The sequence below is a fragment of the Paracidobacterium acidisoli genome (genome assembly GCF_003428625.2).
GTDB classification, from domain to species: domain Bacteria; phylum Acidobacteriota; class Terriglobia; order Terriglobales; family Acidobacteriaceae; genus Paracidobacterium; species Paracidobacterium acidisoli.
Genome location: NZ_QVQT02000007.1, coordinates 98,515 through 125,139, shown reverse-complemented (window position 1 = coordinate 125,139; position 26,625 = coordinate 98,515). Strand labels below are relative to the sequence as shown.

Genomic DNA, 26,625 nt, shown 5'->3' with positions numbered 1-26,625 from the left:
AGAAAATGTTTCACGGGAAGGGAATGTTCCTGTGAGAGATTCTCTGTCCGCAGGCCATTCCTGCTGCTATACTTAACTTCCAGGAGTATGCGTTAACGCCTGTTTGACGGGCGCAGCAGCCGCTGGTATCCCCTGAAATTGCAGCTGTATTTGAAAGGATGTTTGACTGTGTTGATGATTCGTCTGGCGCGCGTCGGTGCGCGCAAGCAGCCATATTACCGGGTCGTGGTGATCGAGAAGAGCCGCGCGCGTAATGGCCGTTCCGTAGAAGTGGTCGGTACCTATAATCCGCGTACCAACCCGGCTTCCGTCACGCTGAAGCAGGATCGCATCGATTACTGGACCGCGAAGGGTGCTCAGTTGTCCGATCGGGTCGCCATTCTGGTGGCGAAGCAGGGCGCTCCGGTCGCAGCGTAGTTTCTGTACCAGTTCCGTGGGTGTAGTAAGTAGTACGGATCAAAAAAGTTCCCCCTTGACAGATGTTTGCTGTGGTACGGCGTAAAAACTCAGGAAATACGCTGTCTTCCTTTCCTGGGCTTGCGGTACTATTGCGCGACAAGCCCTTGGAGACGGAAGGCGATCTCGCAAAGGGGGGCCATGAAGATGAGTTCGCAAGATAAACCCGACAACATGCAGGAACTGGTAACGGAAATCGCTCGCGCACTGGTGGATGAACCGGGCGCGGTAATCGTTGAGGCTGTGGAGCGCGACGAAAGCACTGTGCTTCGACTGCGGGTAGCGCCTGCTGACGTAGGTAAGGTGATCGGCAAGCAGGGCCGGACTGCGCGTTCGATGCGCACGATTCTCGGCGCCGTCAGCATGAAGCATCATCATCGCTACACGCTCGACATTCTCGAAGAGAACCAGCAGGCAGCCAAGGCAGAATAACGGTCCCCTCCCCCCACATGCCGCCGTCTGATTGGGTGATCGTTGCCAGGCTCCTTCGTACGCACGGACGACGCGGCGAGATCATAGCCGACATTCTCACGGATTTCCCTGAACGCTTCGAAGAGCGGCGCAGGCTGTTTCTCATTCCCCCGGAGAGACTGCACTCCCGCCCGCGCGAGATCGAGCTGGAGAGTCACTGGTTCTTCCGCAGCAAAATCGTCTTTAAATTTAAAGGCATCGAGTCGATCAACGATGCCGAGCCTCTGCGCGGATTTGAGGTCGCTGTCCCGCAGAGCGAACGGGCTCCCCTCGAGGAGGGATCGGTCTACGTCGGCGATCTGATCGGCTGTCATGTGATCGACCTGGGCCGGAACGGCGTGGACATCGGCGAGGTCGTGGACGTGGACAGCGCGTCGTCGAGCACCTCGCTGCTGGTAGTGCGGCGTCCCTCATCGGGTCCCGGAAAAAGGAAGGAGCAGGACGCTCTGATTCCTTTTGCGAAGGCGTGGCTGGAGGCGATCGACGTGGAACAGCAGCGTATCGAGATGCGCCTGCCGGCGGGCCTGCTTGAGATCAACGCGCCGATGACGAAAGAGGAACAGCGCGAGATCGAGACAAGGAACAAAGAATAGAATCTCGTCCAGGTATAGCCTGTCTTTCCCCGTGCTCGTGCCGGCCGGACTCTGCGCTCCTCCGGAGTAATTTTCGCCGGAAATCTTATATGCGTTTTGACATCATCACCATCTTTCCCGACTTTTTTACCGGCATTCTCGGATATGGAGTGGTGCGCCGCGCCATCGCGCAGGAGCGGGTGCAGGTCAGCATGCATGACCTGCGGGAGTTCACATATGACCGGCACCGCACCGTCGACGATCGCCCCTTCGGCGGCGGCGAAGGCATGGTGCTGAAGCCGGAGCCGCTGGCGGAGGCGATCGAGTCGCTGGGCATCGCAGCGAAGCCGGAACGCGACACGACGAAGGAATCGGTGATTCTGCTCTCGGCGCAGGGAGCGCGGTTCACCCAGCCGGTGGCGCGGGAGCTGTCGAAGCTGGAGCGCGTGACCCTGATCTGTGGCCGCTATGAAGGCGTCGATGAGCGGGTGAACGAGTTGTTCTGCGATCGCGAGCTCTCGATCGGAGACTATGTGCTCTCGGGTGGAGAACTGGGTGCGGCGGTCATCGTCGATGCCACGATGCGGCTGCTGCCGGGCGTTCTGGGTAACGAGGCCTCGAGCGCGTACGAGAGCTTTGGAGTGGCGGATGCCGAGTTCGCCGATGATCCGGATGGGCCGCCGCGCTCCACGCACGGAGCAGGCGGTCTGCTCGATTACCCGCACTACACGCGGCCGGCGGAGTTTCGCGGGCTCGCTGTGCCTGAGGTGCTGGCGGGCGGAGACCATGCGGCGATCCGGAAGTGGCGGCGGCAGAAGGCGCTTGAAAAGACGCTGCGCAACCGGCCTGATCTGCTCGAGAAGGCGGAGCTGACCAAAGAAGACAGGAAGTTTCTCCTGAACATGAATCAGTCCAGGTGAGGCGGAATCCTGACATTCCCGTCTACACTGTTTGTATGGCGCATGAGGTTTCTGAACTTCTGAAAAAGGCCTTGGAATTGCCATCCGAAGCACGCGCGGCGCTGGCGGATTCATTACTGGACAGTCTCGATGACACCGTGGATGAATCAGCGGAAGAGGCGTGGGAGAAAGAGATTGCCAGTCGCAGGGCGGAGCTGGACAGCGGCAGGGTAAAGCCGGTTGCATGGGCTGAAGCGCGTCGTCAGATGTCAGCTATTCTCCATGCCAGGTAAGACGCTGGAGTTTCATCCCGCTGCGCTTGAAGAACTAAAGTCTGCACTGTCGTGGTATCGCGAGCGCAGTGTGATTGCAGCAAACAGACTGGCCGCGGAAATTGACCGCTGCATTGCACTGGTAAGTGCATCTCCGCAACGCTGGCCACTCCGAGCTGACGGCACACGCAGATTTATATTGAGCCACTTCCCATTCGCTGTTGTGTACCGCGAAACGGAAACAACGATCCAGATACTGGCTTTTGCGCATAGGTACAGACGCCCGGGATACTGGCGAAATCGCGTCTGAAGTCGTCAAAGGTACAGTTTTTCCTGTAAACTGAGAGTTCGGATTTCATCATCAGGAAGAGTTATGTCTATTCATCCAGTAATGCAGCGGCTTGCCGACAAGCTGAACCGTACCGATCTGCCGGCGTTTGCGCCCGGTGACACGGTGCGTGTCCAGGTCAGGATCAAGGAAGGCGACAAAGAGCGTCTTCAGGCGTTTGAGGGCATCGTGATTGCCCGCAGGAACGGTGCGCAGGGCAGCTTCACTGTCCGCAAAATGAGCTTCGGCCAGGGGGTCGAGCGCATCTTCCCGTTCAATTCCAGAGTGATCGACAAGGTTGAGAAGATTCGCTCCGCGAAGGTTCGCCGCGCGAAGCTCTTCTACCTGCGCGGACTGCGCGGCAAGGCTGCCCGTCTGAAGGAAGTAGAGAAGGCATAGGTCTTTTCCCGCTGCGCCCCGGTGTTCCGCCGGGGCGTTTGTGTGTCTGCCCGAATTTCCACCACCTTCCGCAGCACACTGCGATTTACACTTTGAGGCATGGCGGAGCTTTTCGAACCCATCCCCGAACCTGGGCTCGACGCTGAGATTCTCAGCGGGAACGGCGAGAAAAGTATCTCGGCGGCTGCGCGCAAGCTGCGCATGCTGCGAACCTTGGTCTGCGGCAACAAGTACGAGAAAGCCGCGCGGCTGCAGGGCGCCACCGTCATTGCCGGTGTGGATGAGGTAGGCCGCGGCGCGCTGTTTGGACCGGTGGTGGCGGCGGCGGTCATTCTTCCCATCGACACGCGCATTCGCGGGCTGCGTGACTCGAAGCAGCTTCTGCGCGAAGACCGCGAGCGGCTGGCCGGCGTGGTGAAGAAGAAGGCCATTGCCATCGTCATCGAAGAGATCGATGCGGAGACGATTGACCGCGTCAATATTTATCAGGCGACGCGGCTGGCGATGACCGCGGCGGTGACGAAGCTGTCGCCTGCTCCCGATCATCTCCTGATCGACGCGATGAAGCTCGACCTGACCTGCCCGCAGACCAGCATTATTTATGGCGATTCGCTGAGCATTTCCATCGCGGCGGCGTCGGTCGTCGCCAAGGTCTATCGCGACGGGCGCATGCGTGAGCTGGATCACGAGTATCCGCAGTACGGGCTGGCCTCGCACAAGGGATACAGCACTCCGGAACATCTGGCGGCGCTTGAGAAGCACGGGCCGTGCCCGCTGCACCGGCGCAGCTTTCGTCCCGTTGCCCAGACATCGCTGCCCTGGGACGAGCAGCTTTCCTCCTGAGGAGATGATCGATTGCCTCTGCGTTTGATGTGCGTGACCGCGCACCCCGATGATGAAAGCGGAGCCTTTGGCGGAGCGCTGCTGACGGCGCACCAGCAGGGCGTGGAAACCGGCGTTCTCTGCCTGACCAATGGAGAAGCGGCGCACTTTCGCGGAGAGGTCGCAGCCGGTGAGGATCTGGGAAAGGTGCGGCGCGCCGAGCTTGAGGCTGCGGCGGCCGTGCTGGCCATCGCGCATCATGAGGTGCTGCACTATCCGGATGGAGAGCTGCCGCGGCAGGATTTCTATGAGCTTGCGGGAGCGATCGCGGCGCGAATCCGGCGGTGGCGCCCGCATGTGGTGCTGACCTTCGGCGGGGACGGCAGCGTGAATCTGCACCGCGATCACACGATGGTCTCCGTAACGGCGACGGCGGCGTTTCACTGGGCCGGCCGGCCGGAGTTTTTTCCAGAGCAGCTCGCTGAAGGGCTGGAGACGTATGCTCCGCAGAAGCTGTACTACTCCAGCACGCCGTTTATTTCCGTGCGCGGACGGCCGGAACTCAGTGGATCTTCAACAATGCCGTACTCGCTCACGCTGGAGCTGAATCCGGAGCTGAGCGCGCGCAAGCTGGAGGCTTTCCGCCAGCACAGCTCGCAAAGCGGCGTGCTGGAGCGGGTGGGTGAGCATGTGCGCAACGCCATGGCGCGCGAGCGATTTCTGCTGGTGGCAACACGAGGGATCGTTCCGGTCAGCGAGGATCGTGCGCTGTTTGCGGGAATCACCGGGGACTGACGGAAACGCCTGTTTGGAAGAATTACTCCGGCCGCGCAAAGGCGGGCAGCGCGCGCAGTACCTCTTCGGGCTCGGGGCGAACACGGAAGTCGGCATGCGCCTCGGCATAAAGAATCTTCCCGTCCTGCGCGATGATATAGGTCGCCGGAAGCGGCAGCTTCCAGCTCGATTCACCGTTGATGTACGGAATATTCACCAGAATGCTGCGATAGTAGTTCTGCAGATAGAGCGGAACCGTCCAGACCAGGCCGAACTTGTTCGCGACGAAGCATTCCTTGTCGGTCAGCAGAGGGAAGGGAACCGAATGCTGGCCGGCGGTGAAGTCGTTCTGTCGCTCGAGCTGAGGAGAGATGCCGATGACGAGGGCTCCGCGCTCGCGGATGACCGGATAGAGATCGCGCCAGGCTTCAAGCTCGGTTATGCAGTAAGGGCACCAGCGGCCGCGGAAGAAATTGAGGACCAGCGGACCGAGGGCCAGCAGATCCGAAAGACGGACCTGACGGCCTGAAGCATCGGGAAGCGCGAAATCGGGAGCCTGCTCACCGGCGGGCAGGATGTTCTCTTCGATGCCGGTGGCAAAGAGCTCGGCGATGGAGCGCTCGTTGATCTCCAGCCGCTCCGGCTGCACAAGGGTGCGCGTGTTCTGCGTAATCTGGTCGAGCTGGTTCTGAAGGTGCGGCATTCGTGTCCTGCATGGCGAGGCATGCGAAGCAGCCTCAGTGAGAAGATAGCGATCCTCTCCATCCTCTCATTTTCAGAGGGTCATGGCATGGAATCGCCTCATTCCTCTTTGCCGCACGCTGCTTTCCCGCTCAGGGAGCAGGCTGTACCAGATGATTGCCGGGGCCTCCGGTTGGCTGCAGTGCGGGGATGCGATCGGCGACCGGAGGCAGCGGCGGGAAGGGAGCATGCGGCTCGGTCTGATACCAGTAGGCGACCGAATAGTAGTTATCGGAGCGCACGTTGGCGTGCCCATGCTCGATCGTGGCGCGAATGGATCGGGTGAAGGTGATGGGCGCGTCGAGGTGAAAGCGATAGACGCTGGCGCGCGAGCCTTCATGCTCATCGCCTTCTATATAAGGAGCGCCATAAAGAGGATAAGAGAAGGCGTGGCTGCCGAAGTCCCACGCGCCGAGGAAGTAATCCTCTGAACCGGTGCCGGCGATGGACGGCTTCTTTTCGCCGTCGACAAAAAACATGTCATCGCCCTCGCCCCACCAGTTGTCCTGATTCTGCAGCACCGAAAGAGTGACGCCGACATACTGGCCGCGGCCCTTCGCGTCGAGAAAGACGTAGTTGTCTTCGCCGGTGAGGTTGGTGCGGCTGTTCACCGCCGGGTCGCCGTTGGAGGTCCAGGTGTTGAAGGCTCCGTGATTGGGCTGGGCCTGATGATACTGCGCGTGAAAGTAAAGTGTGTCTGCGGGCAGGGGATGAGGATACGCGCGATAGTCGATGTTCCAGTAGAGCGAGTGGATGGGCTGGCTGCCCTGGTTGGTGATGGTGATGCGCGCGTGATGCTGAAAGGGCATGGGAAAGAAACTGTTCAGAGCCTTTTCAGGCGCGACCGAGAGCATCGCCGACTGCCAGTTGTGATAATCGCCGAGTCCGAGGCCGAAGAAATCACCGACGGGCGTTTCGACGCTGGGGTCTGTCTCGTTATCCCAGTACATGCGCAGCACAATCTTTTTGAGCGACCACTCTTCGGAGTCGGCGATGGTCATCCACACATGCGAGACGATGCCGGGGCCATCAGCATCGAGCAGGGTGATGGTCGCTCCTGGCGCGACCGGACGCGCATCGGCATTGGCTCCGGTGGGGTCTGCGCTGGAGACGCGCTTTACGACGTAATCCTGCGGCTGCGTCAGAGAAGGCCACGCGGCGCTCTCCTGCTGCGCGTGAGCGGAGGCCATAGTCAGTGTCGTCGAGGCAGCGAGAAGAAGCGCGGAAAGGCAGAATGGGGTCAGGCGAATTCGGACAGAGTGCTGGATCATGGACCGTCCTGCAGTGGAGGGTTTTTACGCCCGACCAGCATACGCCTCTCCGCCTGTTACGGGCAGAAAGGCCGGTCTACCGCCCCATGCCCTTCATCCCGCCGAGCATACCCATGGCGCGGCGCTGCATCATGCCGCCCTTGCCCATGCCCTTGAACATCTTGCGCATCTGCGCGTACTGGCGCAGAAGCTGATTCACTTCCTGAACGGTTGTGCCGGAGCCATTGGCAATGCGCTTGCGGCGGCTTCCCGAGATGATCTCGTGATGGTTCCGCTCCTTCTGCGTCATGGAGTTGATGATGGCTTCAACGCGCGTGAACTGCTTCTCGTCCACCTGATCGGCCATCTGCTGCATGCCGGCAAAGGGACCGACCGAGGGCAGCATCTTCATAATGCTCTGGAGCGAGCCGAGTTTTTTGATCTGGCGGAGCTGGTCGCGAAAGTCTTCAAGCGAGAAGCCATCGCCGCTGAGAGCCTTGCGGGCAAACTCTTCCGACTTTTTGCGGTCGAGCTTCTCCTCGGCCCGCTCCATGAGCGACATAATGTCGCCGTGGCCGAGAATGCGGCCGACGATGCGGTCGGGGTGAAAGGGCTCGAAGGCATCCGGCTTTTCGCCCATGCCGATAAACTTCACCGGCTGGCCGGTGACATGGCGTATCGAGAGCGCAGCACCACCGCGGGCGTCGCCATCCATCTTGGTAAGGACGATGCCGGTGAGGGCGAGGCGTCTGTGGAACTCCTCAGCGGAGCGAACGGCATCCTGTCCGGTCATGGCGTCGGCAACGAAGAGGATCTCCTGCGGGCTGAGCAGAGCCTTGAGCTTCGCCATCTCGTCCATCAGATCGGAGTCGATGTGCAGACGTCCGGCGGTATCGACGATCAGCGTGTCGCAGCCGGTGATGACGGCTTCGCGGCGCGCCTCTTTCGCGAGGCGCTCGACGAGCGGCGTGCCTGCGGGCTCACCTTTGGTATCGCCCTGATAGATATTTGCCTTGATGGACTGCGCCACGACGCGAAGCTGCTCACGGGCAGCGGGGCGGTAGACGTCGACCGAGACCAGCATGGGGCGATGACCACCCTTCTGCAGCCATGCGGCGAGCTTGCCGGAGGTCGTCGTTTTACCGGAGCCCTGCAGGCCGGCCATCAGAATGACGGTCGGCGGACGCGAAGCGAACTGAAAGCGCGCCGTGTCTTTGCCGAGCAGGGTGACCAGCTCATCGTGCACGATCTTGATGACCTGCTCGGTCGGCGAGAGGGCGGTCATCACTTCCTGACCGATGGCCTTCTCGCGGATGTGATCGATAAGGTCCTTCACGACGTTCAGGTTGACGTCGGCTTCCAGCAGGGCGACGCGAATTTCGCGCAGCGCTTCCTGGATGTTCTCCTCGGTCATGGTGCCCTGGCCGCGGAGATTCTTGAAGGCGCGCTGCAGTTTCTCGGAAAGATTCTCAAACATAAGGTGGCCCTGTCAGTTTATCAGCGGAGCGAACGGGGAGGCTCCCGGCAGGAAAACGAAAGCTGCGGTGGGCGAAGACGCCCGCCGGGGTATAAGCTGTCCCTTCTGAAAAATTCCCCCTTGAAGGAGTGGCCAGAACCAATGCCTCTGTGGAATGGATGGACCCGGCGCTGCACGATCCTGATCTCCGCGGGCCTTTTTTTAGCGCCTGCAATGATAACGGTTGCACAAACCCCGAATGCGGATGATCTGGTGTGGCAGAAATCCGTTGCGAAGTACGACCATACGCGCGCGGCGATTCTGAACTCGGTGGACAGGCAGGCGGAAGAAGGGCCGTTTCTACTGAACTGGGACTCGCTGAAGAAGTACAAAGTGCCTGACTGGTATCAAGATGCCAAGTTCGGGATTTTCATCCACTGGGGCGTGTATTCGGTGCCGGCGTTTGGGGACGAATGGTATCCGCGCAAAATGTATATCCAGGGCTCGCCGGAATTCAAACATCAGATTGCGACGTATGGGCCGGAGACGAAGTTCGGTTACAAGGATTTCATCCCTATGTTCCATGCCGAACACTTCGATCCGCAGGCATGGGCGGCGCTGTTTAAGGAGTCCGGCGCGAAGTATGTGATTCCGGTTGCGGAGCACCACGATGGATTCCAGATGTATGCCTCAAAGCTGAGCGACTGGAACGCGGCAGCGATGGGACCGAAGCGGGACCTGGTGGGCGAGCTGGCGGATGCGGTTCGTGCAGATGGGCTGCACTTTGGAGCCTCATCGCACCGGGCGGAGCACTACTGGTTTATGGATAGCGGGCGGGCATTTCCCTCCGATGTGCAGGACCCGAAGAATGCATCGCTGTATGGACCCGCGCATGTGGCGCCGCAGGGCAAAGAACCAGGAACCAAAGGCGTGCTGCACCCCGATGCGGCCTATCTGAACGACTGGCTGGCACGCTCCGGTGAGCTGGTGGAAAAGCTGCATCCGGAGCTGATGTATTTCGACTGGTGGGTCGAGCAGCCGGAGTTTCAGCCGTATCTGAGGCGCTTTATGGCCTTCTACTACAACGAAGCAGCAAAACGCGGACAACAGCCGGTGCTCTTTCTGAAGAATGGTGCGACGCCTGAAGGCACGGTGGTGCTGGATATCGAGCGCGGTGGCCTCGATCATGTTGATCCGCTGCACTGGCAGACGGATACGTCGGTCAGCGACAAAAGCTGGGGCTATGTGAAGGGCGATACCTATAAGTCGCCGGAGTCGCTGGTCTGGCAGCTGATCGACATCGTGAGCAAGAACGGAAATCTTCTGCTGAATATCGGGCCAAAATCTGACGGAACGATTCCCGACGAGGCCGTCTCGATTCTGCAACACATGGGCGCATGGCTGAAGATCAACGGAGACGCCATCTACGGGACGCGTCCATGGACCATGTACGGTGAGGGACCGACAAAGACGGTGGCCGGATCGTTCCACGATACGGCGACAAGCCCATACCAGCCGCAGGATATTCGTTTCACGACAAAAAGCGGCGATCTCTACGCGATTGCGCTGGGCTGGCCGACAGATGGAAAGCTGACGGTACACGCCGTGAGCACAGGCGGATTCCGCGTGGGAGAGGTGGCCATGCTGGGCTCGACGGCGAAGATTCGCTGGAGCCAGGATGCAGATGGGCTGCACCTGCAGTTTCCTCAGCAGCACGTCGGCATGTATGCCTACGCATTTCGGCTGACACCGGCAAAGTGATCCACGTTTTCTTGAAAGACAGATAATCCTTTTTCAGAAAATTTTCGAGAAAGGAAGAACGGCTCTTTTCGCGAGAAGAAGAAATCCTGTCTTTTCGTAAAGGCAGAAATCCAGTCCGGCGGGCCGCATCGCTCGCCGGACTCACAGCCCGCTCGTTGGGCTCATAACCCAAAGGTCGCTGGGGTTATAGCGGATTTCGCTGATTGCAGCAGTGTTACAAAGTGGTTTGACCCACCCCGCAGGCCTTGCTACTATAGCAATGCGGGGTGGAGCAGCCCGGTAGCTCGTTGGGCTCATAACCCAAAGGTCGCTGGTTCAAATCCAGCCCCCGCAACCATCCGAATTTGCTATCGATCCCTTTCAGAAGGCCGCTTGTTGAAGGTGTGGCCTGAATAGCACCGCCAGGCTGCTTATCCCCATTAGAGGTGGGTAACTGCCATCTTTTACGCGGACCAGAAAAACAGCACATCTCCGAACACAGGGTCTGCCTCATCTCGCTGATAGGGAGCCCTTACTGCCTCAAGACGGCCTTTCTTTGTCACTTGGTTCGGTAAGCCTTCAAATCCAACCTGAACATCGCCGCTGGTAGCCGCGCTATTAACTATAGATTCCACAGGAAATGACTTATTCCAGCGAATCGTATGGGCATCGCTGCATGCTTCCGACAAATGGAGCGACTGCCGCCGATACTTCGGTTCCGCTTCTTCTCCGCCTCTGCTGGTTGCAGACGATGAAAAAAGGAGTGTTTGGGATATAGCCTTCTTGCGACGCTGCTCTTCGAGACGAAGGCGATAACGGAGCAGACCTGCGGCCGCGATACCGGGGTGGGCAGAGGCAAGGCGGAAAGCTGTCGCCTCGAACGAACTACCGAAAATTTCCATCAGCGTCGAAACCGCAGAGAGGGTGTAGCCGGTCGTGGCTGCCGCCCTCTGAAAATCGCTAAGCGGCATCAACAACTCGGAGGCTCCCAGATCGCAAAGCCTCTCCAGCTCGTTTGCTTCCCTGGATTCGCTGGCACAGATGTTGCGGAAGCGCGCACCGTTGATGCTATTTGGGAAAAAAGTATGGATGATCTCGTGGGCAATAGAAAATGCCACGCGGGCCCGGGGGGCAGTAGGGTTGTAGATAATCGAACGCCCACCCGATACGTTAGGCACAAGGAGAGCGTCTCTCTTATCGCCCTTCCGCTGTTCAATATTCATCGGAACGACTTCGGCAATCCCGCAAATAGAAGCGAGGATGGTCAGCCGTTCTATCGGGTCTTTTGGTATGTCATGAAATTTGTTGAGCGTTTGGAGACGCTTGCGAGCTTGCGTAAGCACAGAGGACCGCGGGTCAACTAGGCTGCCGGTCGCCTTGATGAGGGAGAGAACATCGGGATCTGAATACCTCCTGCCGCCGACCCGTATTGTTTCCATCGTGCTATCGTTGTGCGGTTCGTTGACTCAGCATCTTGATCGCTTCGAGCAAGAATCGCCATCCTTCCATGTCTTTGGGTCTGTTTCCCCTAAAATTCACCTGAGCTAACATTTCTACTTCCGAGTCGGAGAGGTTCATCTCCATCTGCAACTCTTTCAGCCCCGGTGGGAGATCTTCTGTAGGTCGTTTCTTCCGTGAAGAATCGACCTGCCTCGGCGCTGCGTTGTCCAAAAGTTCGTCCAGCGTCACACCCAGCGCATTGGCAATAGCGAACACATATTGAATGTTTGGCTTGCCAGCGGCGCCGTTCTCCAAGTCCGAGATGTATGCCTTGCTTATCCCGCTTTTCTCCGCCAGATCATTCAAAGTCCAACCCTTGCCTTGACGCCGAAATCGGACGTTTTCGCCGAGCCGTTTGAGGTCGATGGCTGATTTTTCCACTATTTAGCAACCCGTCGTAAAAAAGTGTTGACCCAGACTGACTCTTCGTCGGATAATTACAACCAGTCGGATATACCCAACTGTAAAACGCCTTCGGGGGATTTGCAAGAGGATTCGATCTGTGACAATTGGGCCCCGCTTTCTGACTCAAATTCACTTCATGGAGCAGTAATGGCCACGCATCGATTGAGCTTTTTCCCCTTGGGTAATGCAGATTGCTGCCGGATCGATCTCGACAACGGCGATCAGATCCTTATTGACTATGCCGCGATGCGGGACCCGGCCTGCAAAGATGACCTGCGCATCGATCTCCCGTCCGAGCTGCGGAAAGACCTCGATTCCTGCAAGCGTGACTCTTACAAGGTGGTCATGTTCACCCATCTTGATGATGACCACATTCGCGGGACCTCGAACTTCTTCTACCTGCGGCATGCGCAGAAATACCAAGGCCAAGTCGACGGAAAAAGCCGCATCAAGATGGACGAGATGTGGGTGCCGGCGGCGGTGATCACAGAAGAAGGTTGCACGGAAGAAGATCGGATCATCCGCCAGGAAGCTCGCTACCGACTTAAGGAGGGCACCGGAATCCGCGTCTTTTCGCGCCCGGAAGAACTCAAGAATTGGCTCGAAGGCGAAGGCCTGTCGGTCGCTGACCGCCGTTCCCTCATCACAGATGCCGGTCAACTCGTTCCTGGCTGGCTGGCCGAGATTCAGGGAGTCGAATTCTTTGTACATTCGCCGTTTGCCTGCCGCACCGATGACGGCAGCTACGTTGAGCGCAACGACGGGTGCCTCGTCCTTCATGCAACCTTCTCCGCCGACGGCACCAAGACCAGGGTGTTCTTCGGCGCGGACATCCGGCAGGAACCGCTCAGCGAGATCGTTCGCATTACGCGCTCGAAGAACCGGGAGGAACGTCTGGAGTCGGATATTGTTAAGATCCCTCACCACTCCAGCTATCTTTCGCTCGGCCCCGACAAGGGCACGACGAAGACGAAGCCCACGGAGGATATCGCGTACTTCTACGAGAAAAAGCTCCTGTGGCGCGCCACGTTGATTTCGACAAGCAAACCAATACCGACCAATGATGATGACCCCCAGCCTCCGCATAGGCAGGCGGCAAATTATTACCGCGAGCAGGCAGACGCCCAGGGCGGTACATACATTGTGACGATGGAGAATCCAAAAGCATCGTCTCCGGAGACACTCGTTATCGAAATTACTGGATCAAAGGCGAAGCAGAAGAAGAGCTACTCGGCTGGCTTGGTATCAGCTGTAAGCCAGCCCGCGCCGAGGGCTGGCAACGGTGACTGACGCTCTTTTTGCAGCTCCCGGCGAGAGCGTGGCTGTGGATACGCTCGTGGGTGCGCACGCACAGGGTCTGGCGCGCCATTTGGTGCGCCAAATTAATCCGTATGCTCGTTTTGTTGAGGCGAGGGTAGCTGTTGAGGGAGCAGATCGAATCGAGACGATTGTTTTTGATGTAGATGTTGAACTGAGCCAGATCACAAAGTTCGACATCCATCCAACGGAACGCATCAGTGTGTCGTTCCCACCGAAGAATGACGCTTGGCCTGAAGTGCTGGCATTGCGTCAAAACTTCCCCGTCGTGCCACACCTGTATCTGCGGCCAGTTGAGTTTCCACGCAGCCTCTGCCTCTATGAGGAAGCGTACTCTGAGGGCCAGCTTCGTTGGACAGCAGTCAGCATCGTAGAGCGCATTCGCACCTGGTTGAGTGAAACAGCGCAGGGAGCCTTACACAAAGACGATCAGCCGCTCGAACCACTGTTTCTAGGCACGCGCGACACGATTGTGTTGCCTGCCGATATCTATGCGAAAACAGCGCTGGGACCGACACAACTGCTCATCGCGCGCGTCGACAGGAAACCGTGGGGGGAGATTTATATCGCACGCTATCTCGCCGGGGGCGTTCAGGGGCAAGGAGCCGCATTTGTGGCCGCTACCTACTTCTGTCCACCCGTCCTACACGGTGTCATGAACTGGACTCCGCAGACTCTTTCCGATCTCCAGTCTGCTTCGATAGCGGCAAGAGGCGACTTGGTGACATCTCTCAGGGATCAGTTAAGCAACTGGCCGAGAGAGAGTTGGCTCTTAGCGTGCCACTTGGCTTTGATCGTCTTTTTCCCGAAGGCACGAGAAGTGGGACATACTGTCGAGGCATTAGAGACGCGAGTGTTTGTGACGAACCCGACTGTTGGGGAAATCGGCGAGATATTGGGTATTTGGCAACTGAACAACGGAGTGCCAGGGCATGTGATCGGTGGAACCATCGACCACGAGAGGCTGGACCATATCACCCTCGTTCCCCTCAACCCCACGTTCGCGTTGGACCGGCAGCGAGCCGCATCGATTAATGGTTCTGCCGTCGATCTCAGAAGAATCTCTGCTGTGGGAATGGGGGCGCTAGGCTCGCAGATCGCCAATCTACTCGCGCGCAGCGGCTATGGCAAGTGGTCCTTGGTCGATAGTGACGTCCTGCTACCTCACAATTTTGCTCGACATGCATTGGTCCATTCCCTGGTCGGCATGTCTAAAGTAGACGCGATGAAAATGCACCTTGACATGATTATTGCCGAGCCAATCGTCGAAGGAGTTGTCTTTGCAGATGTGCTGAATGCTGGAGAGAAGGAAGATGATATTCGTCGTGTTCTTGAGGCGGCCGACGCTATCCTCGACTTCTCGGCGTCGGTGCCGGTAGCCCGAAAGCTGGCCCTGGAGACGTTTGCGCAGGGTCGTCGCGCGTCGGTATTCATGAACCCGTCGGGTTCTTCTTCGATCCTCCTGTGCGAAGACGCTCAGCGGCTCACCAGACTCGACTCCTTGGAGATGCAGTATTACCGGGCAATCCTGTCCCGCACAGAGTTGGGCAATCACTTCGCAGTTGTTCCTAGGTCCATTCGCTACGGAACCTCTTGTCGTGATGTCTCCAACACGTTGCCTGCTCATCGGGTAGCTCTTCACGCTGCGTTGACCTCGGCAGCGATTAAGAAGGCTCTTTCCTCTGACGGCGCGTGCATACGGGTGTGGATAGCCGACGAAGAAGACGCAGTTCAAGCGTTGCAGATTCCGCCAGAAGACATGATCGAGCGCCAGATCGGTGACTGGAAGCTCGTAACGGATCGTGGCTTGCTGAACAAGCTGAAGCTTCTAAGATTGACAGGTCTTCCTGCGGAAACGGGAGGTGTGCTTTTAGGTACATGGGATCTGACCAGCCGTATTGTCTACATCGCAGATACAATCCCAGCGCCGCCGGACTCGAAGAAGCGGGTAACTTCGTTTATCCGAGGCTGTGAGGGGCTGTTGGACAAGGTGGCACATGCAGGAAGGGCCACAAGCGGCATGCTCCAATATGTTGGAGAGTGGCACTCGCATCCGAACGGCTTCGGAACCGGCCCCAGCGGCGATGATCGCAAGGTGTTTGAGTGGATTACTGAAAAGGCCACCGAGGACGGCTACCAGCCAGTCATGGCCATCGTCGGTGAACTCGAAGCGAGATGGTTCGTCGAATCAATTAGCTCTCAACAGAACGTGGATTTGGGTGAGGCCAAATGACTCCGCTCAATCTAATCACGGACGGCTATGAGCGAAAGGCACGCCTCTATCCAGCGTTGTTGCTGATTGCGCCGATCGTCATCACTATCGTCGGAGTGGCCTCAACAAAACTATCTACGCTTGAGTCGTTCGCTACGGTCTTAGCGGGATGTGGCGGCGCGTTCTTGCTGACTCAGCTTGCCCGTGATGCCGGCAAGAAACGTGAGGAGCAATTCTTCGAGGCATGGGGAGGGCTTCCATCGGCCGCAATCTTTCGCCATCGGGACACTCGGATAGATGCAATAACCAAGACGCGCTATCACAAGCAGTTGTCAACACTTGTCAAAGGCACGAAAGCACCTTCTCCTGAAGAAGAAGCCGCCGACCCGGCTATTGCTGACCAAGTGTATAGCGCATGGTCGTCCTATCTCCGAATTCACACTCGCGATACGAAGAAGTACCCGCTGGTCTTCCAAGAGAACATCAGTTACGGCTATCGCCGTAACGTTTGCGGCCTCCGACCATTGGGCATCGTTGTGAGTTCTCTTTCATTCGCAGGCGGCGCTGTATGGCTTTACCACCTGCACTCAATCTCGGAAATAATCACCACAGAATCCATAGGCGCCTTGATATGCGTCTTTGCGATTCTTCTGCTTTGGGCATTTCGGTTCACTCCCGATTGGGTTCGCATCCCCGCAGACGCCTATGCAGAACGCTTGGCTGAGACTGCAGACTCCATCAACGGTGACTCGCCATCTAGCAAAGGGCGGGCTAGGAAAGGAACCGCCTGAATGTTCACCTTCACACTATTCAACGTCGGTCACGGATTCTGCGCGTATGCCACAACGCCGGGTGGATTAGCCCTTCTCTTTGACTGCGGATACGACGATGGACTTCAGTTCTACCCCTCCAGATACTTTTCTGATCGTAAGATCGAGACCATGTACGGTCTTGCACTCAGCCATTTTGACCAGGACCATGTAGCGATTCTCCCTGCCCTTCGCAAGGTCGTCAGTTTCAGTACAGTCGCGCGCAACCGTAGCATCCCGGTCGACTTCATTCGGAGGCAAAAGGAAAGCAATGGAGGAATTACGACTGCAATGGCCAGTGCCCTCGATATGCACGAGCACTGGATACATCCTGTGACGGTGCAACCAAACTATGGAGGAGTGAAGGTTACCTACTTCCACAATCAATATCCAGCGTTCACAGACATGAACAATCTCAGCCTCGTAACATTTCTAGAATATAACGGCTGCGGAATCGTGATTCCTGGGGACTTGGAGCGTGAAGGCTGGCTAGAGCTTATGAAGCAACCAGCTTTCTGCCAATGCTTGAAGGAAACCAACTTCTTCATAGCATCCCATCACGGACGAAACGCTGGATACGCAGAAGAGGTCTTTAGCTACTGCAAGCCGCATATCGTATTGTTGTCCGACAAGAGCATAGTCCATGATTCTCAGGAGCATGACTACTCGAAGCATGCAACAGGGATTGTATGGTCCAACGGGCAGACCAGGCGGGTGTTGACGACAAGATGTGATGGCCACATCAGACTTACCAAAGAGGCTGGGCGTCCGACTTCGGTGGCGATCGGTGTGAAGCTCTAATCTAGGTCACGCTTTGGGTTTTACGGTCATTGCGCGTGTCGGTAAATTTACGTCACTGCGGGGGCTGCAACGCGACTTCGACTTCCCGGCGCGACTGCCTTCGCCGGTGGTCCAAGCGACTACTTCTGCCGGCAGACAGAGCGATTGTTTCCGCCCGCAATACTTGCGCACGGCTCACCTTTTCAACCACATGCGCTCTCTCGTTCCGTGGAGTTTCGGCAGCGCGCAAGAGTTGCCAAAAATTTGTTCCTCAGACTCTGCTGCAGGTATAGCCGAAACTGGCAAGTGTATGGAGCAGCCGCTCTTCGTGGCTGTGGCCCTTCGTTCTGATTACAAGTGTGACGACAGCCGGTCTATGGGCAAACACTCCTGGTTCAAAGGCCAAGAACGACGATAGTCTCTCCTCATCGACATCTGTGATGAGTACCTGGCTCTTTGCGAGCAACTTGATGAGGGTCACAAACGATGGGCCGTGCTGTGGCAGTTCAATCTGCAGCCGGGCTCTGCGTCGCCATATTAGGTGCTCCCAGGCAAGAGTCATGGCTTTGCTTCAACGCCTGCCGATGACCCGAATTTGTGATGGGGTTGCGCGGCTCGACCTCGTTCGAGCCGCGCAAGTCGAACGATCAGGCGTCTGCGAGAGCGAAATAACCGCTGGAACTCCCGCATCTGGTTTTCACCGAAGTTCCGATTTGATCCGCAACCTTGCAGCAGCTGCGCAATCGCCGAACTGCACTCATCAATGGCGCAATCAATCCGTTGAAGCTCCGTTTGTCGCTGTTGCTCTGTCATGATTAGGATTCGTTTAGATACCTACAAACACCACAACAACTAGCGCGGGGCCTCGGATGTTTGGGAATCATTGTTGATTGGCCCAGTGGCCTTTTGGTCGGCATCTCGCAACTCGCGCAAATGCTCCCAGCGTTTGTATTGATCTGGGTCTTCGGGATTGGGATGCTCATATCCCTGGAGCCAAAATCTATACCAATCCAGATTGCGTGTAATGCTAGCAAGCCGTGCTTTAGGATGGTCAGGCTGGTGCTCTTCATCGGGGTAGTAGTACATCTCTACAGGCTTCTTTCGAATGCGCAACCCTCGATAGATTTCATAGCTGAGCACGAGATCGAGCGGAATTTTCTCTGAATTGTCATCATGAACTCCATAGCCCATCTCTTCCATGAGCAGAGGCGTCCGGATTTTATCCAAGTTGTAGGACACTGAATACCGCTCCCAATTCACAAGACTTGCCCCGAAAGGCGGGCCGCCAAACATAGCATCTGCGGCATGAGAATCATCGGGTAGATACAGATACTCTGCAAGGCTATATGAGACATTGTCAGCAACGGTCGCCGCCGCGTAATGTGTTTTGGCATGGGCCAAGTTGAATTCAACGTGAAACCCAGTACGACTGAACCCAATTATGCCGACCTTCGATGGATCGATCAGCCCTTGGCGGGCTAGGTCATCCACCGCGCTGTCCCACATCTTCATTTGGTCAACAGCTTCTGCTACACCTCCTGGATACTGACCATCCAGCTGATGTGGTGTCGTCGGTCCACCCGCCGAAGGCTTAGAAAATGGTGCGAGGTATGCGATTCCTGCAGTGGCAAGGGGCTCGGGAGCGAAGGATGGAGAGTGGCTGAAACCAGAGTCGCAAGCAAACCATCCTTGCTCTCCCTTGGTCTGAATGACAAGGGGATAGCGCTTGCCAGGTGTATAGTCAGGCGGGAGGAAGAGCAACCCACTTGCCGTGTATTTGCCGTCGACACTCCAATCGACTTGTTTAATTTTCGCGAATTCAAGCGAGCGAATTTCAGGATTCAAATCCGTCAATACGTGTAAGCGTTGCTCTCCTGATCTATATCCAAATATATCCTCTGGTCTTGTTACAGCCTCCGCGACAACAAACGTAGTGTGGCCATTCGACGCAACAGCAGAAATTCTATTCAGTTCGCCGCTCGGAATACTTTCACGTCCAGTTTCGCGCCATCCGTTCCGATCAAAGTCGACTCGTGCGATCATATTTCCAGCTACGTGAACGACGAGGTTTCTACCATTGCTTCCAAGGCTTGGAGCCTCATGGTAAAAGCTGATGTGGCGAACAAGTTCGACGGTTGTGTCGCTTTCAAAGTTCACAGCAAACAGATTGGCATTATTTGGACGAGCGAGATTGTCATGCACATCGTCTGCCTGCCATGCGCTTGCAACAGGTGAGTACGCATTGACAAAGAATGTCTTGCTGTCATCGGACCACACAGGGACGCTCGACGTGGAAATGGAGTCGAAGGCTAGTGAAGTCTCCTTCCTTGTAAGGTCATATCGAACAAGAATTTCGAAAAAGGTATTTTGGACGGCATATAGCTTCACTATCGGATCGTCATACCAACTTTTAGGTAGAGCTGGCGTCATGTATTGAAACAACAACTGATTCCCGTCCGGTGAGAGGCTGATTTCGGTGAAATGAGAGTTGACCACCAACTGCGTCTCACGCGCATTGGTGATCGGATTTCGTATCGTGAGAAGTTGGGGTTGTGTCCACGTATCGTCTTGTCCTTGTTTCAGAACATAAAATGAGTGCGTTGGATGCAATACCTCTGTATCCTCATCAAAAGCAATTCGGTAGCCCTCAGCCTCAGCACCGCCAGGCTTCTTTCTCTCGGGTTCTCTGTTCAAGACACTATAAGCGATCGTTGTACCATGCCCACTAATGCTGAACGAGTCTGTGTCGGGGGAAACAAGAACACGGGTAATACTTCCAGAAAGCACGTCGACGATCATGATCTGGCGCTTGCCGTCTAGGTTTGCGAGCGATAGCTATCGCATGTTCATTGCGTAACCACATGACACTGCTAACATCTTGTGCAGTAACGAGTAGTCGCCCCGAGGATTGCTTGTCTAAATCCGTATCACGGACGAAAAGTTCAAATTCGTTCTGATTGGTAGCGAGGTTCGGTACTTTGACAAGATATGCGAGATGTTCGCCATTAGGGCTCGGCCAAAGACCCTGAATATAGCGAACTTCCACGCAATCTTTCGGAAGAATGAGGGCTCGCTGCCCTAGCATGAAGGGGGTTAGTGCAGCGAGCCATGTCAGCATACCTATAAAGGCTGAAATCTGTTTCGTCATTTTGTTCTGTTCCATGTCTGTTACGTTCAGAAGCTCAAGCGCAGAGACGCTTGCAGGGAGCGAGGACCGCCCATTTGATAGATAGGGCTCAATCCTCCAAGGCTTTGAGACAGCGTCGCAGTCGCTTGTCCGAACTGAACATTCGTGCAAGGGCCCTCAGAGTACGAACATGTAGATCCAATAATTCCGAAGTTTGGATGATTCAGTAGATTGAATGCCTCGATACGGAACTGCCCATTCAATCGCTCAAAAATGCTGAAGGAGCGCCTGACTGCCAAATCGGTTTGCACGGCGCCGAAACCGGTGACAAAATTCCGCGGCGCATTCCCTACAACTCCGTCTGCCGGTACAGTGAATGCAAGCGGATTTATGCGTTGTTTGCCATAGATCGTGGTGCCCGAAATATAAACCGGAACATTCGGTACGCGATCCAAACCGCCGAAATATAGTTCTTGGGTAACCGGATCAAACGATGAATTCCCCTCCAAAGTGACCGGGAAACCTGTTCTGGCAGTGAAGCGTCCATCCAACCCCCATCCGGAACTGAGCATGTGTTGCCAGGATTTCCCCTTTAGTCCGCCAATGTCATACGACAACGCGCCCGTAGCATTGTGACGCACATCAAAATCGGAGTTGCCATATTGATAGGGGAAATCAGTGTTGTATGAGCCATAGTCAAGAGAATGAGACCATGTGTACGACGCAAGAGCCTGAAGCCCATGGCTCACTTGGCGTTTGAACTGAACCTGCAAGGCATTGTAGTTGGAGGTCAGCCCATTCGTGTAGACCACAAGTGACGAAAACGAAGGATTGAGTGCGCCTACGCTGAGCTCTGTTTCCTGGAGAAGCTTTCTTCCGTTCGACCCAACGTAGGACATAGTCAGCGACTGGAGATTTCCCAAGGCTTGCTCTAGGCTGACGTTCCATTGATAGGTGTAGGGAACCTGAAGGTTGGCTGGATTTGTGTATACCGTCGAGTACGTTGGTGTCGGTGGGTTAATTGCTGGTGTTACCTCGCTTACAGGCGCAGGAAAAGCCGCGGTGGTCCCGAACTCGGATCCGAAATAGTTTCTGGCACTTAGGCCAACACCCGAATATCCGGCTGATCCGACTTGCTGACCGGTATCGAAAAAGACCCCAGCCCCCGCTCTCAAAACGGTAAGGTGAGCAGGTACGGTGTCCAGGGTGTACGCTACACCAAGGCGAGGAGCAAAGTTGTACCAAGCTGTGCTCCACAAAGGCGTCCCCTGTGGAGCGAGGGTCATGGTTGAAAGATTTGAAAGTCCCTTGACCGTGTATGGCATCAGCCCTTGCCTAACTCCAGGAGCAGGATTAACATCCCAGCGGATACCTCCCGATAACGAAAGGCGCTGACTGATTCGCCACTCGTCTTGTACGAATACAGAAAAGTTCATATAGACCGGATAAAATTTCGCGCTGGATTCACCCAGGCCTATATCGACACTGTTATTCGCTGCTGTTGTTGGACTGTAAAAGTAATAGGCGGCGGAGGGCGATCCTACGTTTGCAAACGGAGCGACGCGCCTCCAGTCAATGCCGACTTTGATTGTGTGTCTTCCTCGTTGTGCGATCAACGTCTGCACGACATTCCACTGTTGCTGCTGGCTCGTTGCGTACAGTTGAATGAGAGTTGGATCATACCCCCCAATGACAAGAGCTACCTGCGATTGCGAATCTGTACTAATGCCTTCTAGGGCGGCCAGATCGACAGGGACAGCGCCGCCGAAGTTGTCATTTGTCTCGTGCGCTGTAACGTTGTTCGAACTGAAATTGAGACGCGTTTCTGTCGTCAGCCAGGGTTTGAGGACGAAGGTATTGCCGAAGGTGTATGTTTTTGTCGCATATTGATAAGTAGACACGACAGACGGGCTGGAATTTGTGGAAGTACCGCGCGTCGACGAGTTTGAAGGGGTATCACTGAACCGAAAGAATAAGTGATCTCTTGATCCAAGGGAGTGGTCGACTCGTATACTCGTCGCATCTTCCTGACTTGGGTTCGACCAACTGCCAACAAAGGCCGCTAATCCTGGCGTCAAATCAGTGCTCATCGTCGGCTTTGGAAACGCGTTTAGAACGTTTTGCATCAAACCGACCGCGGATTGGCGCAATGCGGCATCTGGCACCGGGTTTATTGACGCCGCCACTGGTTCTAATAGACGCAACCCCTCATAAGAAACGAAAAAGAAGCTCTTATTGGTGCCGTTGTAAAGTTTCCCCAAACGAATCGGGCCACCTAGGGTCCCTCCGAAATCATTTTGATGTTCCGCAGTCCTCCTTGTGATTGGGTCGGTGTTGTCATTGAACCAATTGTTTGCATCAAGTGCATCGTTTCGGAAATAGTCGAATAAGGACCCGTGTAGGTCATTTGCTCCCGATCGGGTCACCATTGAAAATTGTCCCCCCGGATTGCGGCCGTATTCAGCTGAGTACGTCGAACTTTCGACTCGGAATTCCTGTAGTGCATCCACCGAGACTAAGGCTTGAGTTGTCCCCAATGCCGTCGATGCCGGCAAGGAGCCGCTCGTCCCGCCGCCGCCTACACCTACAGCAATACCTGCATTCGCGCTTACTCCATCAACGGTGTAATAGTTAGATTCTGTTCGCTGGCCATTGATACTGAATTCGCCGGAGTTGCCGATGCTCGCGGCCTGCTGAGGGGTATTTGTCACTGAGCCGGGCGTAAGCAAAATCAGGCTTTGGAAACTACGTCCATTAAGCGGAGTGTTCTCGACAAACTTTCTGTCAATGACCGTGCTTACCGAAGCGTCTGTGGTGTTAATCGTGAGGCCTCTGCCATCAACTGTGACGGTTTCATTTTTTGAACCGACTTTCATTCGGATGATTACACTCTTGTTATCGCCGACATTGAGGGTAATTCCGGTGAGCTGGGTTGTGTCGAATCCATCGCGCTCGATCTGCAAGGTGTAATGACCTGGCATCACATTTGGCAGAGCGAAATCGCCGGCGTTATTTGTTTGTGAAGTGCTCTCTGTCCCAGTCTGCGTGTTGATCAGCTTGACGTTCGCATGTGGAATGCGCGCATCGGATGTATCCTGCACGATACCAGTGACAGTAGCGGTGGACTGGCCCAGCGCGGGCAACGCGATTGCGAGTAGCAGCACCGGGGAGAAAAGACACTTCAGGTATACGGCATGAATCTGTCGAGACATTGGTCCTCCAAATTGTGTGTTCTTCTAATTGCTATGGTTGGTTAGGGGTCTGCTTATCGGGCCTGCTTTGTTGCCGGCTTATCGATGCTGTTCTCCCTGATGCGTTCAACTGAACAGCGAAACTTGTTAACTCCACTGCTTCCTGCAGTGGGATTGCCTTGCTGGTAGCAGCTACCAAGGAATCGAGGCCAGGTGGTTGTTCCTCTGGCTCTTGGCCGGATGCGAAGATGCTACCGACAGTTCGATTCAAGTCCTGGGTTTTGCCGAGAAGCTGGTTTGCTTGACGGGCAAATTGTGCGGGGTTCTCGATCGCGGGATTAGTTTGGCCAATACTCGGTTGCTGATCGCGGAGGGGAGTTAGCGGAGCTAACTGGTCATGCAGAGCACGCAATTCAACTTCTAACGCCATGGTGTGCTTCGCCACCAGTTCCGTCCACTGTTGCTGTGACGGGAGGCTAACGTAGCCAAGCTCGAAGATCGGGAAAGTGCTGCCGAGACGATTCAGCGCGGAGGCATGTTGCAGTGCGCGTTGCGAGTGCCCCAGCGCATCACGCGAGAACCCGACGACAGCAGCATCTAACGCTGTTCCCGACATGCCTTGCGCTTGGAAGAATCCACGCAGAGCTGCGTCTGCCGGGGCTTTTGTCTGGCCAACATCGTATGTGCTTATCGTGCTACCGATGACCCGAGGACGCTTGAATCCGGGTTTCTGGACATCGGTTGGAGAGAACAGATGTGCTTCGAGAAGCTGATGGTTCTCCAGCAGATTGAGACGTGCGAGTATCTGCTGCTTGCGAGAGTCATCCGGTACAGCTCCGGTGACGCGCACTCGCCCATCGGGAGTTTCTTCGACGTCTATAGGTTCACTTGTGTCGGCGCCGAGGTTATTGAGTTGATACAGCACAGCGATGTGCAGCTCGGCCAACTGCACATCGCTGATAACGCTTTTAGAGAAGAATGGGCGCCGCTCCACTTTAGAGCGTAGTCCCTGATCTTGCGGATCGAAGATTGCATCAGGAACAGATGAAGACGGCCTGCGCTCATAGTCAGCCTGTACGAAACGGACCTCGCCGCCGTTGCGCACTCGCATCACTTCACGAATGGGATGGTAGTGATGGTCGAGGACGAGAGTCGCAGAAATGAGCTGCGGGTGGGAGACTCCCGTTTCGGTAGCTGTTAGCTCATATCCATCTTCAGTAGCACGAATCTGAGCGTTTTCGCCGTTCAATTCGCGGAATGCGCTGGGCGAGACATCCTGTTTCCAGAGATTGTCAGCCAGCATCTCACGGTTTGCACCGGAGGCCTGTGAGTCTTCGGCCACGGGATACTCGCCGCGGTCGCCATTGCGCTGTGACCATTCAGCCGCAATGAGCCGATGCTGCACATCATAGAGACGGCGCATGTACCTCTTGCCGTCGCCATCCTTCCACAGATCGATGGTTCCTTGCTTAAGGATGCTGCCATCGGCGGTTGCTTCCTCAAAGCGGAACACCTGATGCTCGGTCTGTCCCTCCAGACTTGCCGCTTCCGCCTGGATAGACCGATTGAGAATGTCGCGGGCGCTTAGAACAGGCACAGTCTTGTCATTGCGGAGCACGAAATAGCCAGCAACGCAGAATACGCTGGCAATGACCAACGACCAAGCAATCACAGGGGAGGGCGTAATTGGACGGAGGAATTTACGAACGGCTGCGAGCCAGGCCGAGGTGCGGGGCCACGACAGTATGTTTCCGTCACCTGCACGGCTCGGTTCTGGCCGGGGCAGGATTCTTACGAATTCATCCGAATCGTCCTCCTCCATCAGCTCGGGCGCGAGTGCTGGATCGAAGTAGACGACCTCGCTATTCAACCCGAGGCCATCGAATGAGAGGCTCAGATCCAGCCAGCGGTCATCACTAAGGTCTACGCGTTGTGTCTGGCCGTGTGGGCCTTCCGGCGGCAGCTCGCCAATGGAGATCAGCGCGAGACGAATGCCCTGTTCGCTGAACACCTCGACAAAGCTGGCGTTTTCCGGGCGGTCAATCCTGGCCGACAGCACATTCCGTTGCGCCTGCACATCGTGCGACGCAAGAATCTTGCCATCGACAGCAATCGACAGCGTCCTCGGTCGATGTTCGAGAACCTCAGTCCTGTACCGACGAACCGACCGCAGCAGTCTCTCGCGGGACATTCCGGCAGGCTTGCCTGCTTCAGTACCCGCGCCATCGGAAATATCCCCCACCTCGTCGAGCGGTTCACGATCCTTCAGCGTCGGACGCTGCAGGTGACTGTCAACCAGCGCGAGGCAGTGTTCACAGCTAACGATGTGGGACAGGAGTGAGCAGGAGAGCGGCTTTGGACGCTCCGAGGTGTAAAACGCAATCAGCTCCTCTTCAGGTAAACAATCCCCTGTTCGTGCATCGAGAATGCTCTTGCGTAGTTCTTTGAAGAGGTCAATCGAAGACAGCGGAGTCCAACGCAGCGCCGGCACAGGCGGAACTTCGCGGCTGGTGAATTGTAATTTTCGCGGAGCTTCGAGATAGGATCGAACCTCTACTCGGAATGCTCTGAACTTGTTGTAGATTGCGGAGATCGGCACGCAGGCGAGATCGGCAATCTCCTGATGGTGATAGCCGTGAAAGTAGCGGAGGATGAAATAACTGGCGCTCTTGGTCTGAGCTTTGCGCCAAACCGCGTAACAACAAATTCTGCGCAGATCGTTCTGGCGCTGTAACGGGTCCCCCGCATGACGCGGCATCGCGGCAAGCTGAACCGAATCGTATTCGGCAATGCTTACGAGCTGTAAGGCCTCACGAGACGATTGGGCCAGCCCTGAAACGTAAATATTCCGAAGGGATTTGTAGAGGTAGCCGTCCATATCCCGAACGGCGCTCAGGTCTGGTTTCGTAACAGTAAGGTGCAGGCAAAAATCGTGAACGAGATCCTGGGCCTTGTTCTGATCGCCTCGCGTCAGAAGGGTGCCCCATTCTACGAGCTGACCGTAGTAGCGTTCGAGGACCTGCTCAGTCCTGACCGCTGGCGCCGATGCCGGCGCTTGTCGCTGTTGCCTGTTTTGATCCATTTGCCCTTAAAGAGTGGTTTTT

22 protein-coding genes and 1 tRNA gene are annotated in these 26,625 nt (G+C 56.1%); 15 read left to right on the top strand and 8 right to left on the bottom strand.

The window, feature by feature from the left end:
• Positions 1–174 precede the first annotated feature (174 nt).
• The 9 genes from rpsP to D0Y96_RS18465 all read left to right on the top strand — a co-directional run bounded on the left by rpsP (position 175) and on the right by D0Y96_RS18465 (position 5,014).
• The gene (rpsP, locus tag D0Y96_RS18505) at positions 175–417 is read left to right on the top strand and encodes a 30S ribosomal protein S16 (RefSeq protein ID WP_117302992.1); all 243 of its coding nucleotides are present in this window, start codon (positions 175–177) and stop codon (positions 415–417) included.
• A 180-nt stretch (positions 418–597) separates the two neighbouring features.
• Positions 598–888, top strand: coding sequence for a KH domain-containing protein (locus D0Y96_RS18500; protein ID WP_350449118.1), 291 nt, complete (start codon positions 598–600; stop codon positions 886–888).
• 17 nt (positions 889–905) lie between these two features.
• Entirely contained in the window at positions 906–1,520 is a 615-nt protein-coding gene (gene rimM / locus D0Y96_RS18495; protein WP_117302990.1) for a ribosome maturation factor RimM, read from the top strand.
• 89 nt (positions 1,521–1,609) lie between these two features.
• Entirely contained in the window at positions 1,610–2,419 is an 810-nt protein-coding gene (trmD, locus tag D0Y96_RS18490) for a tRNA (guanosine(37)-N1)-methyltransferase TrmD (protein ID WP_117302988.1), read from the top strand.
• A gap of 35 nt (positions 2,420–2,454) precedes the next feature.
• On the top strand, positions 2,455–2,691 hold the full coding sequence (locus tag D0Y96_RS18485) for an addiction module protein (protein WP_117302986.1): 237 nt from the start codon (positions 2,455–2,457) through the stop codon (positions 2,689–2,691).
• A complete protein-coding gene (locus D0Y96_RS20820; protein WP_117302983.1) occupies positions 2,681–2,980 on the top strand; it encodes a type II toxin-antitoxin system RelE/ParE family toxin in 300 nt (99 codons plus the stop codon). The genes D0Y96_RS18485 and D0Y96_RS20820 overlap by 11 nt, the downstream gene beginning before the upstream one ends.
• A gap of 63 nt (positions 2,981–3,043) precedes the next feature.
• Positions 3,044–3,397, top strand: a complete 354-nt coding sequence (rplS, locus tag D0Y96_RS18475) for a 50S ribosomal protein L19 (protein WP_117302981.1) — start codon at positions 3,044–3,046, stop codon at positions 3,395–3,397.
• A gap of 99 nt (positions 3,398–3,496) precedes the next feature.
• Entirely contained in the window at positions 3,497–4,240 is a 744-nt protein-coding gene (rnhB, locus tag D0Y96_RS18470; RefSeq protein ID WP_117302978.1) for a ribonuclease HII, read from the top strand.
• Positions 4,241–4,252: 12 nt separating this feature from the next.
• Entirely contained in the window at positions 4,253–5,014 is a 762-nt protein-coding gene (locus tag D0Y96_RS18465) for a PIG-L deacetylase family protein (RefSeq protein WP_147325139.1), read from the top strand.
• Positions 5,015–5,036: 22 nt separating this feature from the next.
• Here D0Y96_RS18465 and D0Y96_RS18460 read toward each other — a convergent pair whose 3' ends face one another.
• The 3 genes from D0Y96_RS18460 to ffh all read right to left on the bottom strand — a co-directional run bounded on the left by D0Y96_RS18460 (position 5,037) and on the right by ffh (position 8,461).
• Positions 5,037–5,696, bottom strand: coding sequence for a peroxiredoxin-like family protein (locus D0Y96_RS18460; RefSeq protein ID WP_117302973.1), 660 nt, complete (start codon positions 5,694–5,696; stop codon positions 5,037–5,039).
• 130 nt (positions 5,697–5,826) lie between these two features.
• Entirely contained in the window at positions 5,827–7,005 is a 1,179-nt protein-coding gene (locus tag D0Y96_RS18455; protein ID WP_117302970.1) for a glycoside hydrolase family 172 protein, read from the bottom strand.
• 76 nt (positions 7,006–7,081) lie between these two features.
• A complete protein-coding gene (gene ffh, locus D0Y96_RS18450; RefSeq protein ID WP_117302968.1) occupies positions 7,082–8,461 on the bottom strand; it encodes a signal recognition particle protein in 1,380 nt (459 codons plus the stop codon).
• Positions 8,462–8,713: 252 nt separating this feature from the next.
• Between ffh and D0Y96_RS18445 the strand changes: the two genes are divergently transcribed.
• Both D0Y96_RS18445 and D0Y96_RS18440 read left to right on the top strand, forming a co-directional pair.
• Positions 8,714–10,201, top strand: a complete 1,488-nt coding sequence (locus D0Y96_RS18445) for an alpha-L-fucosidase (RefSeq protein ID WP_199480459.1) — start codon at positions 8,714–8,716, stop codon at positions 10,199–10,201.
• Positions 10,202–10,461: 260 nt separating this feature from the next.
• Positions 10,462–10,538, top strand: a tRNA-Met gene (locus tag D0Y96_RS18440).
• A 106-nt stretch (positions 10,539–10,644) separates the two neighbouring features.
• Here D0Y96_RS18440 and D0Y96_RS18435 read toward each other — a convergent pair.
• On the bottom strand, positions 10,645–11,619 hold the full coding sequence (locus tag D0Y96_RS18435; protein ID WP_117302963.1) for an ImmA/IrrE family metallo-endopeptidase: 975 nt from the start codon (positions 11,617–11,619) through the stop codon (positions 10,645–10,647).
• A gap of 4 nt (positions 11,620–11,623) precedes the next feature.
• The gene (locus D0Y96_RS18430; RefSeq protein ID WP_199480457.1) at positions 11,624–12,061 is read right to left on the bottom strand and encodes a helix-turn-helix domain-containing protein; all 438 of its coding nucleotides are present in this window, start codon (positions 12,059–12,061) and stop codon (positions 11,624–11,626) included.
• Positions 12,062–12,232: 171 nt separating this feature from the next.
• Between D0Y96_RS18430 and mblB the strand changes: the two genes are divergently transcribed.
• From mblB to D0Y96_RS18410, 4 genes are read left to right on the top strand one after another with little or no spacing between them, the layout of a single operon-like run.
• Complete coding sequence (gene mblB / locus D0Y96_RS18425) at positions 12,233–13,375, top strand: anti-phage 6A-MBL system MBL-fold protein (RefSeq protein ID WP_147325138.1); 1,143 nt, start codon at positions 12,233–12,235, stop codon at positions 13,373–13,375.
• A 34-nt stretch (positions 13,376–13,409) separates the two neighbouring features.
• Positions 13,410–15,635: an anti-phage 6A-MBL system cap2_3 protein gene (gene cap2-3 / locus D0Y96_RS18420; protein WP_147325137.1), complete on the top strand. Its 2,226-nt coding sequence runs from the start codon at positions 13,410–13,412 to the stop codon at positions 15,633–15,635.
• Positions 15,632–16,405, top strand: a complete 774-nt coding sequence (locus tag D0Y96_RS18415; protein ID WP_117302956.1) for a hypothetical protein — start codon at positions 15,632–15,634, stop codon at positions 16,403–16,405. The genes cap2-3 and D0Y96_RS18415 overlap by 4 nt, the downstream gene beginning before the upstream one ends.
• The gene (locus tag D0Y96_RS18410; protein WP_117302954.1) at positions 16,406–17,224 is read left to right on the top strand and encodes a ComEC/Rec2 family competence protein; all 819 of its coding nucleotides are present in this window, start codon (positions 16,406–16,408) and stop codon (positions 17,222–17,224) included.
• A gap of 831 nt (positions 17,225–18,055) precedes the next feature.
• On the opposite strand, the gene D0Y96_RS18405 is transcribed toward D0Y96_RS18410, so the two are convergent.
• From D0Y96_RS18405 to D0Y96_RS18395, 3 genes are all read right to left on the bottom strand, one after another.
• Positions 18,056–20,002 (bottom strand): prolyl oligopeptidase family serine peptidase, encoded by a 1,947-nt coding sequence (locus tag D0Y96_RS18405; RefSeq protein ID WP_117302949.1) that lies wholly within the window; start codon positions 20,000–20,002, stop codon positions 18,056–18,058.
• Positions 20,003–20,377: 375 nt separating this feature from the next.
• Positions 20,378–23,542, bottom strand: a complete 3,165-nt coding sequence (locus tag D0Y96_RS18400; protein ID WP_117302947.1) for a TonB-dependent receptor — start codon at positions 23,540–23,542, stop codon at positions 20,378–20,380.
• A 31-nt stretch (positions 23,543–23,573) separates the two neighbouring features.
• Positions 23,574–26,603 (bottom strand): RNA polymerase sigma factor, encoded by a 3,030-nt coding sequence (locus D0Y96_RS18395; RefSeq protein WP_117302944.1) that lies wholly within the window; start codon positions 26,601–26,603, stop codon positions 23,574–23,576.
• Positions 26,604–26,625 lie beyond the last annotated feature (22 nt).

Excerpts from the sequence above, each read along its gene's own strand:
- D0Y96_RS20820 (WP_117302983.1), top strand. The coding sequence starts at position 2,681 with ATGCCAGGTAAGACGCTGGAGTTTCATCCCGCTGCGCTTGAAGAACTA.
- D0Y96_RS18405 (WP_117302949.1), bottom strand. The coding sequence starts at position 20,002 with ATGATCGTCGACGTGCTTTCTGGAAGTATTACCCGTGTTCTTGTTTCC.
- ffh (WP_117302968.1), bottom strand. The coding sequence starts at position 8,461 with ATGTTTGAGAATCTTTCCGAGAAACTGCAGCGCGCCTTCAAGAATCTC.
- mblB (WP_147325138.1), top strand. The coding sequence starts at position 12,233 with ATGGCCACGCATCGATTGAGCTTTTTCCCCTTGGGTAATGCAGATTGC.
- D0Y96_RS18400 (WP_117302947.1), bottom strand. The coding sequence starts at position 23,542 with ATGTCTCGACAGATTCATGCCGTATACCTGAAGTGTCTTTTCTCCCCG.
- rnhB (WP_117302978.1), top strand. The coding sequence starts at position 3,497 with ATGGCGGAGCTTTTCGAACCCATCCCCGAACCTGGGCTCGACGCTGAG.
- D0Y96_RS18500 (WP_350449118.1), top strand. The coding sequence starts at position 598 with ATGAAGATGAGTTCGCAAGATAAACCCGACAACATGCAGGAACTGGTA.
- D0Y96_RS18435 (WP_117302963.1), bottom strand. The coding sequence starts at position 11,619 with ATGGAAACAATACGGGTCGGCGGCAGGAGGTATTCAGATCCCGATGTT.
- D0Y96_RS18460 (WP_117302973.1), bottom strand. The coding sequence starts at position 5,696 with ATGCCGCACCTTCAGAACCAGCTCGACCAGATTACGCAGAACACGCGC.
- trmD (WP_117302988.1), top strand. The coding sequence starts at position 1,610 with ATGCGTTTTGACATCATCACCATCTTTCCCGACTTTTTTACCGGCATT.
- rplS (WP_117302981.1), top strand. The coding sequence starts at position 3,044 with ATGTCTATTCATCCAGTAATGCAGCGGCTTGCCGACAAGCTGAACCGT.
- D0Y96_RS18455 (WP_117302970.1), bottom strand. The coding sequence starts at position 7,005 with ATGATCCAGCACTCTGTCCGAATTCGCCTGACCCCATTCTGCCTTTCC.
- D0Y96_RS18410 (WP_117302954.1), top strand. The coding sequence starts at position 16,406 with ATGTTCACCTTCACACTATTCAACGTCGGTCACGGATTCTGCGCGTAT.
- D0Y96_RS18415 (WP_117302956.1), top strand. The coding sequence starts at position 15,632 with ATGACTCCGCTCAATCTAATCACGGACGGCTATGAGCGAAAGGCACGC.
- D0Y96_RS18485 (WP_117302986.1), top strand. The coding sequence starts at position 2,455 with ATGGCGCATGAGGTTTCTGAACTTCTGAAAAAGGCCTTGGAATTGCCA.
- D0Y96_RS18395 (WP_117302944.1), bottom strand. The coding sequence starts at position 26,603 with ATGGATCAAAACAGGCAACAGCGACAAGCGCCGGCATCGGCGCCAGCG.
- rpsP (WP_117302992.1), top strand. The coding sequence starts at position 175 with ATGATTCGTCTGGCGCGCGTCGGTGCGCGCAAGCAGCCATATTACCGG.
- rimM (WP_117302990.1), top strand. The coding sequence starts at position 906 with ATGCCGCCGTCTGATTGGGTGATCGTTGCCAGGCTCCTTCGTACGCAC.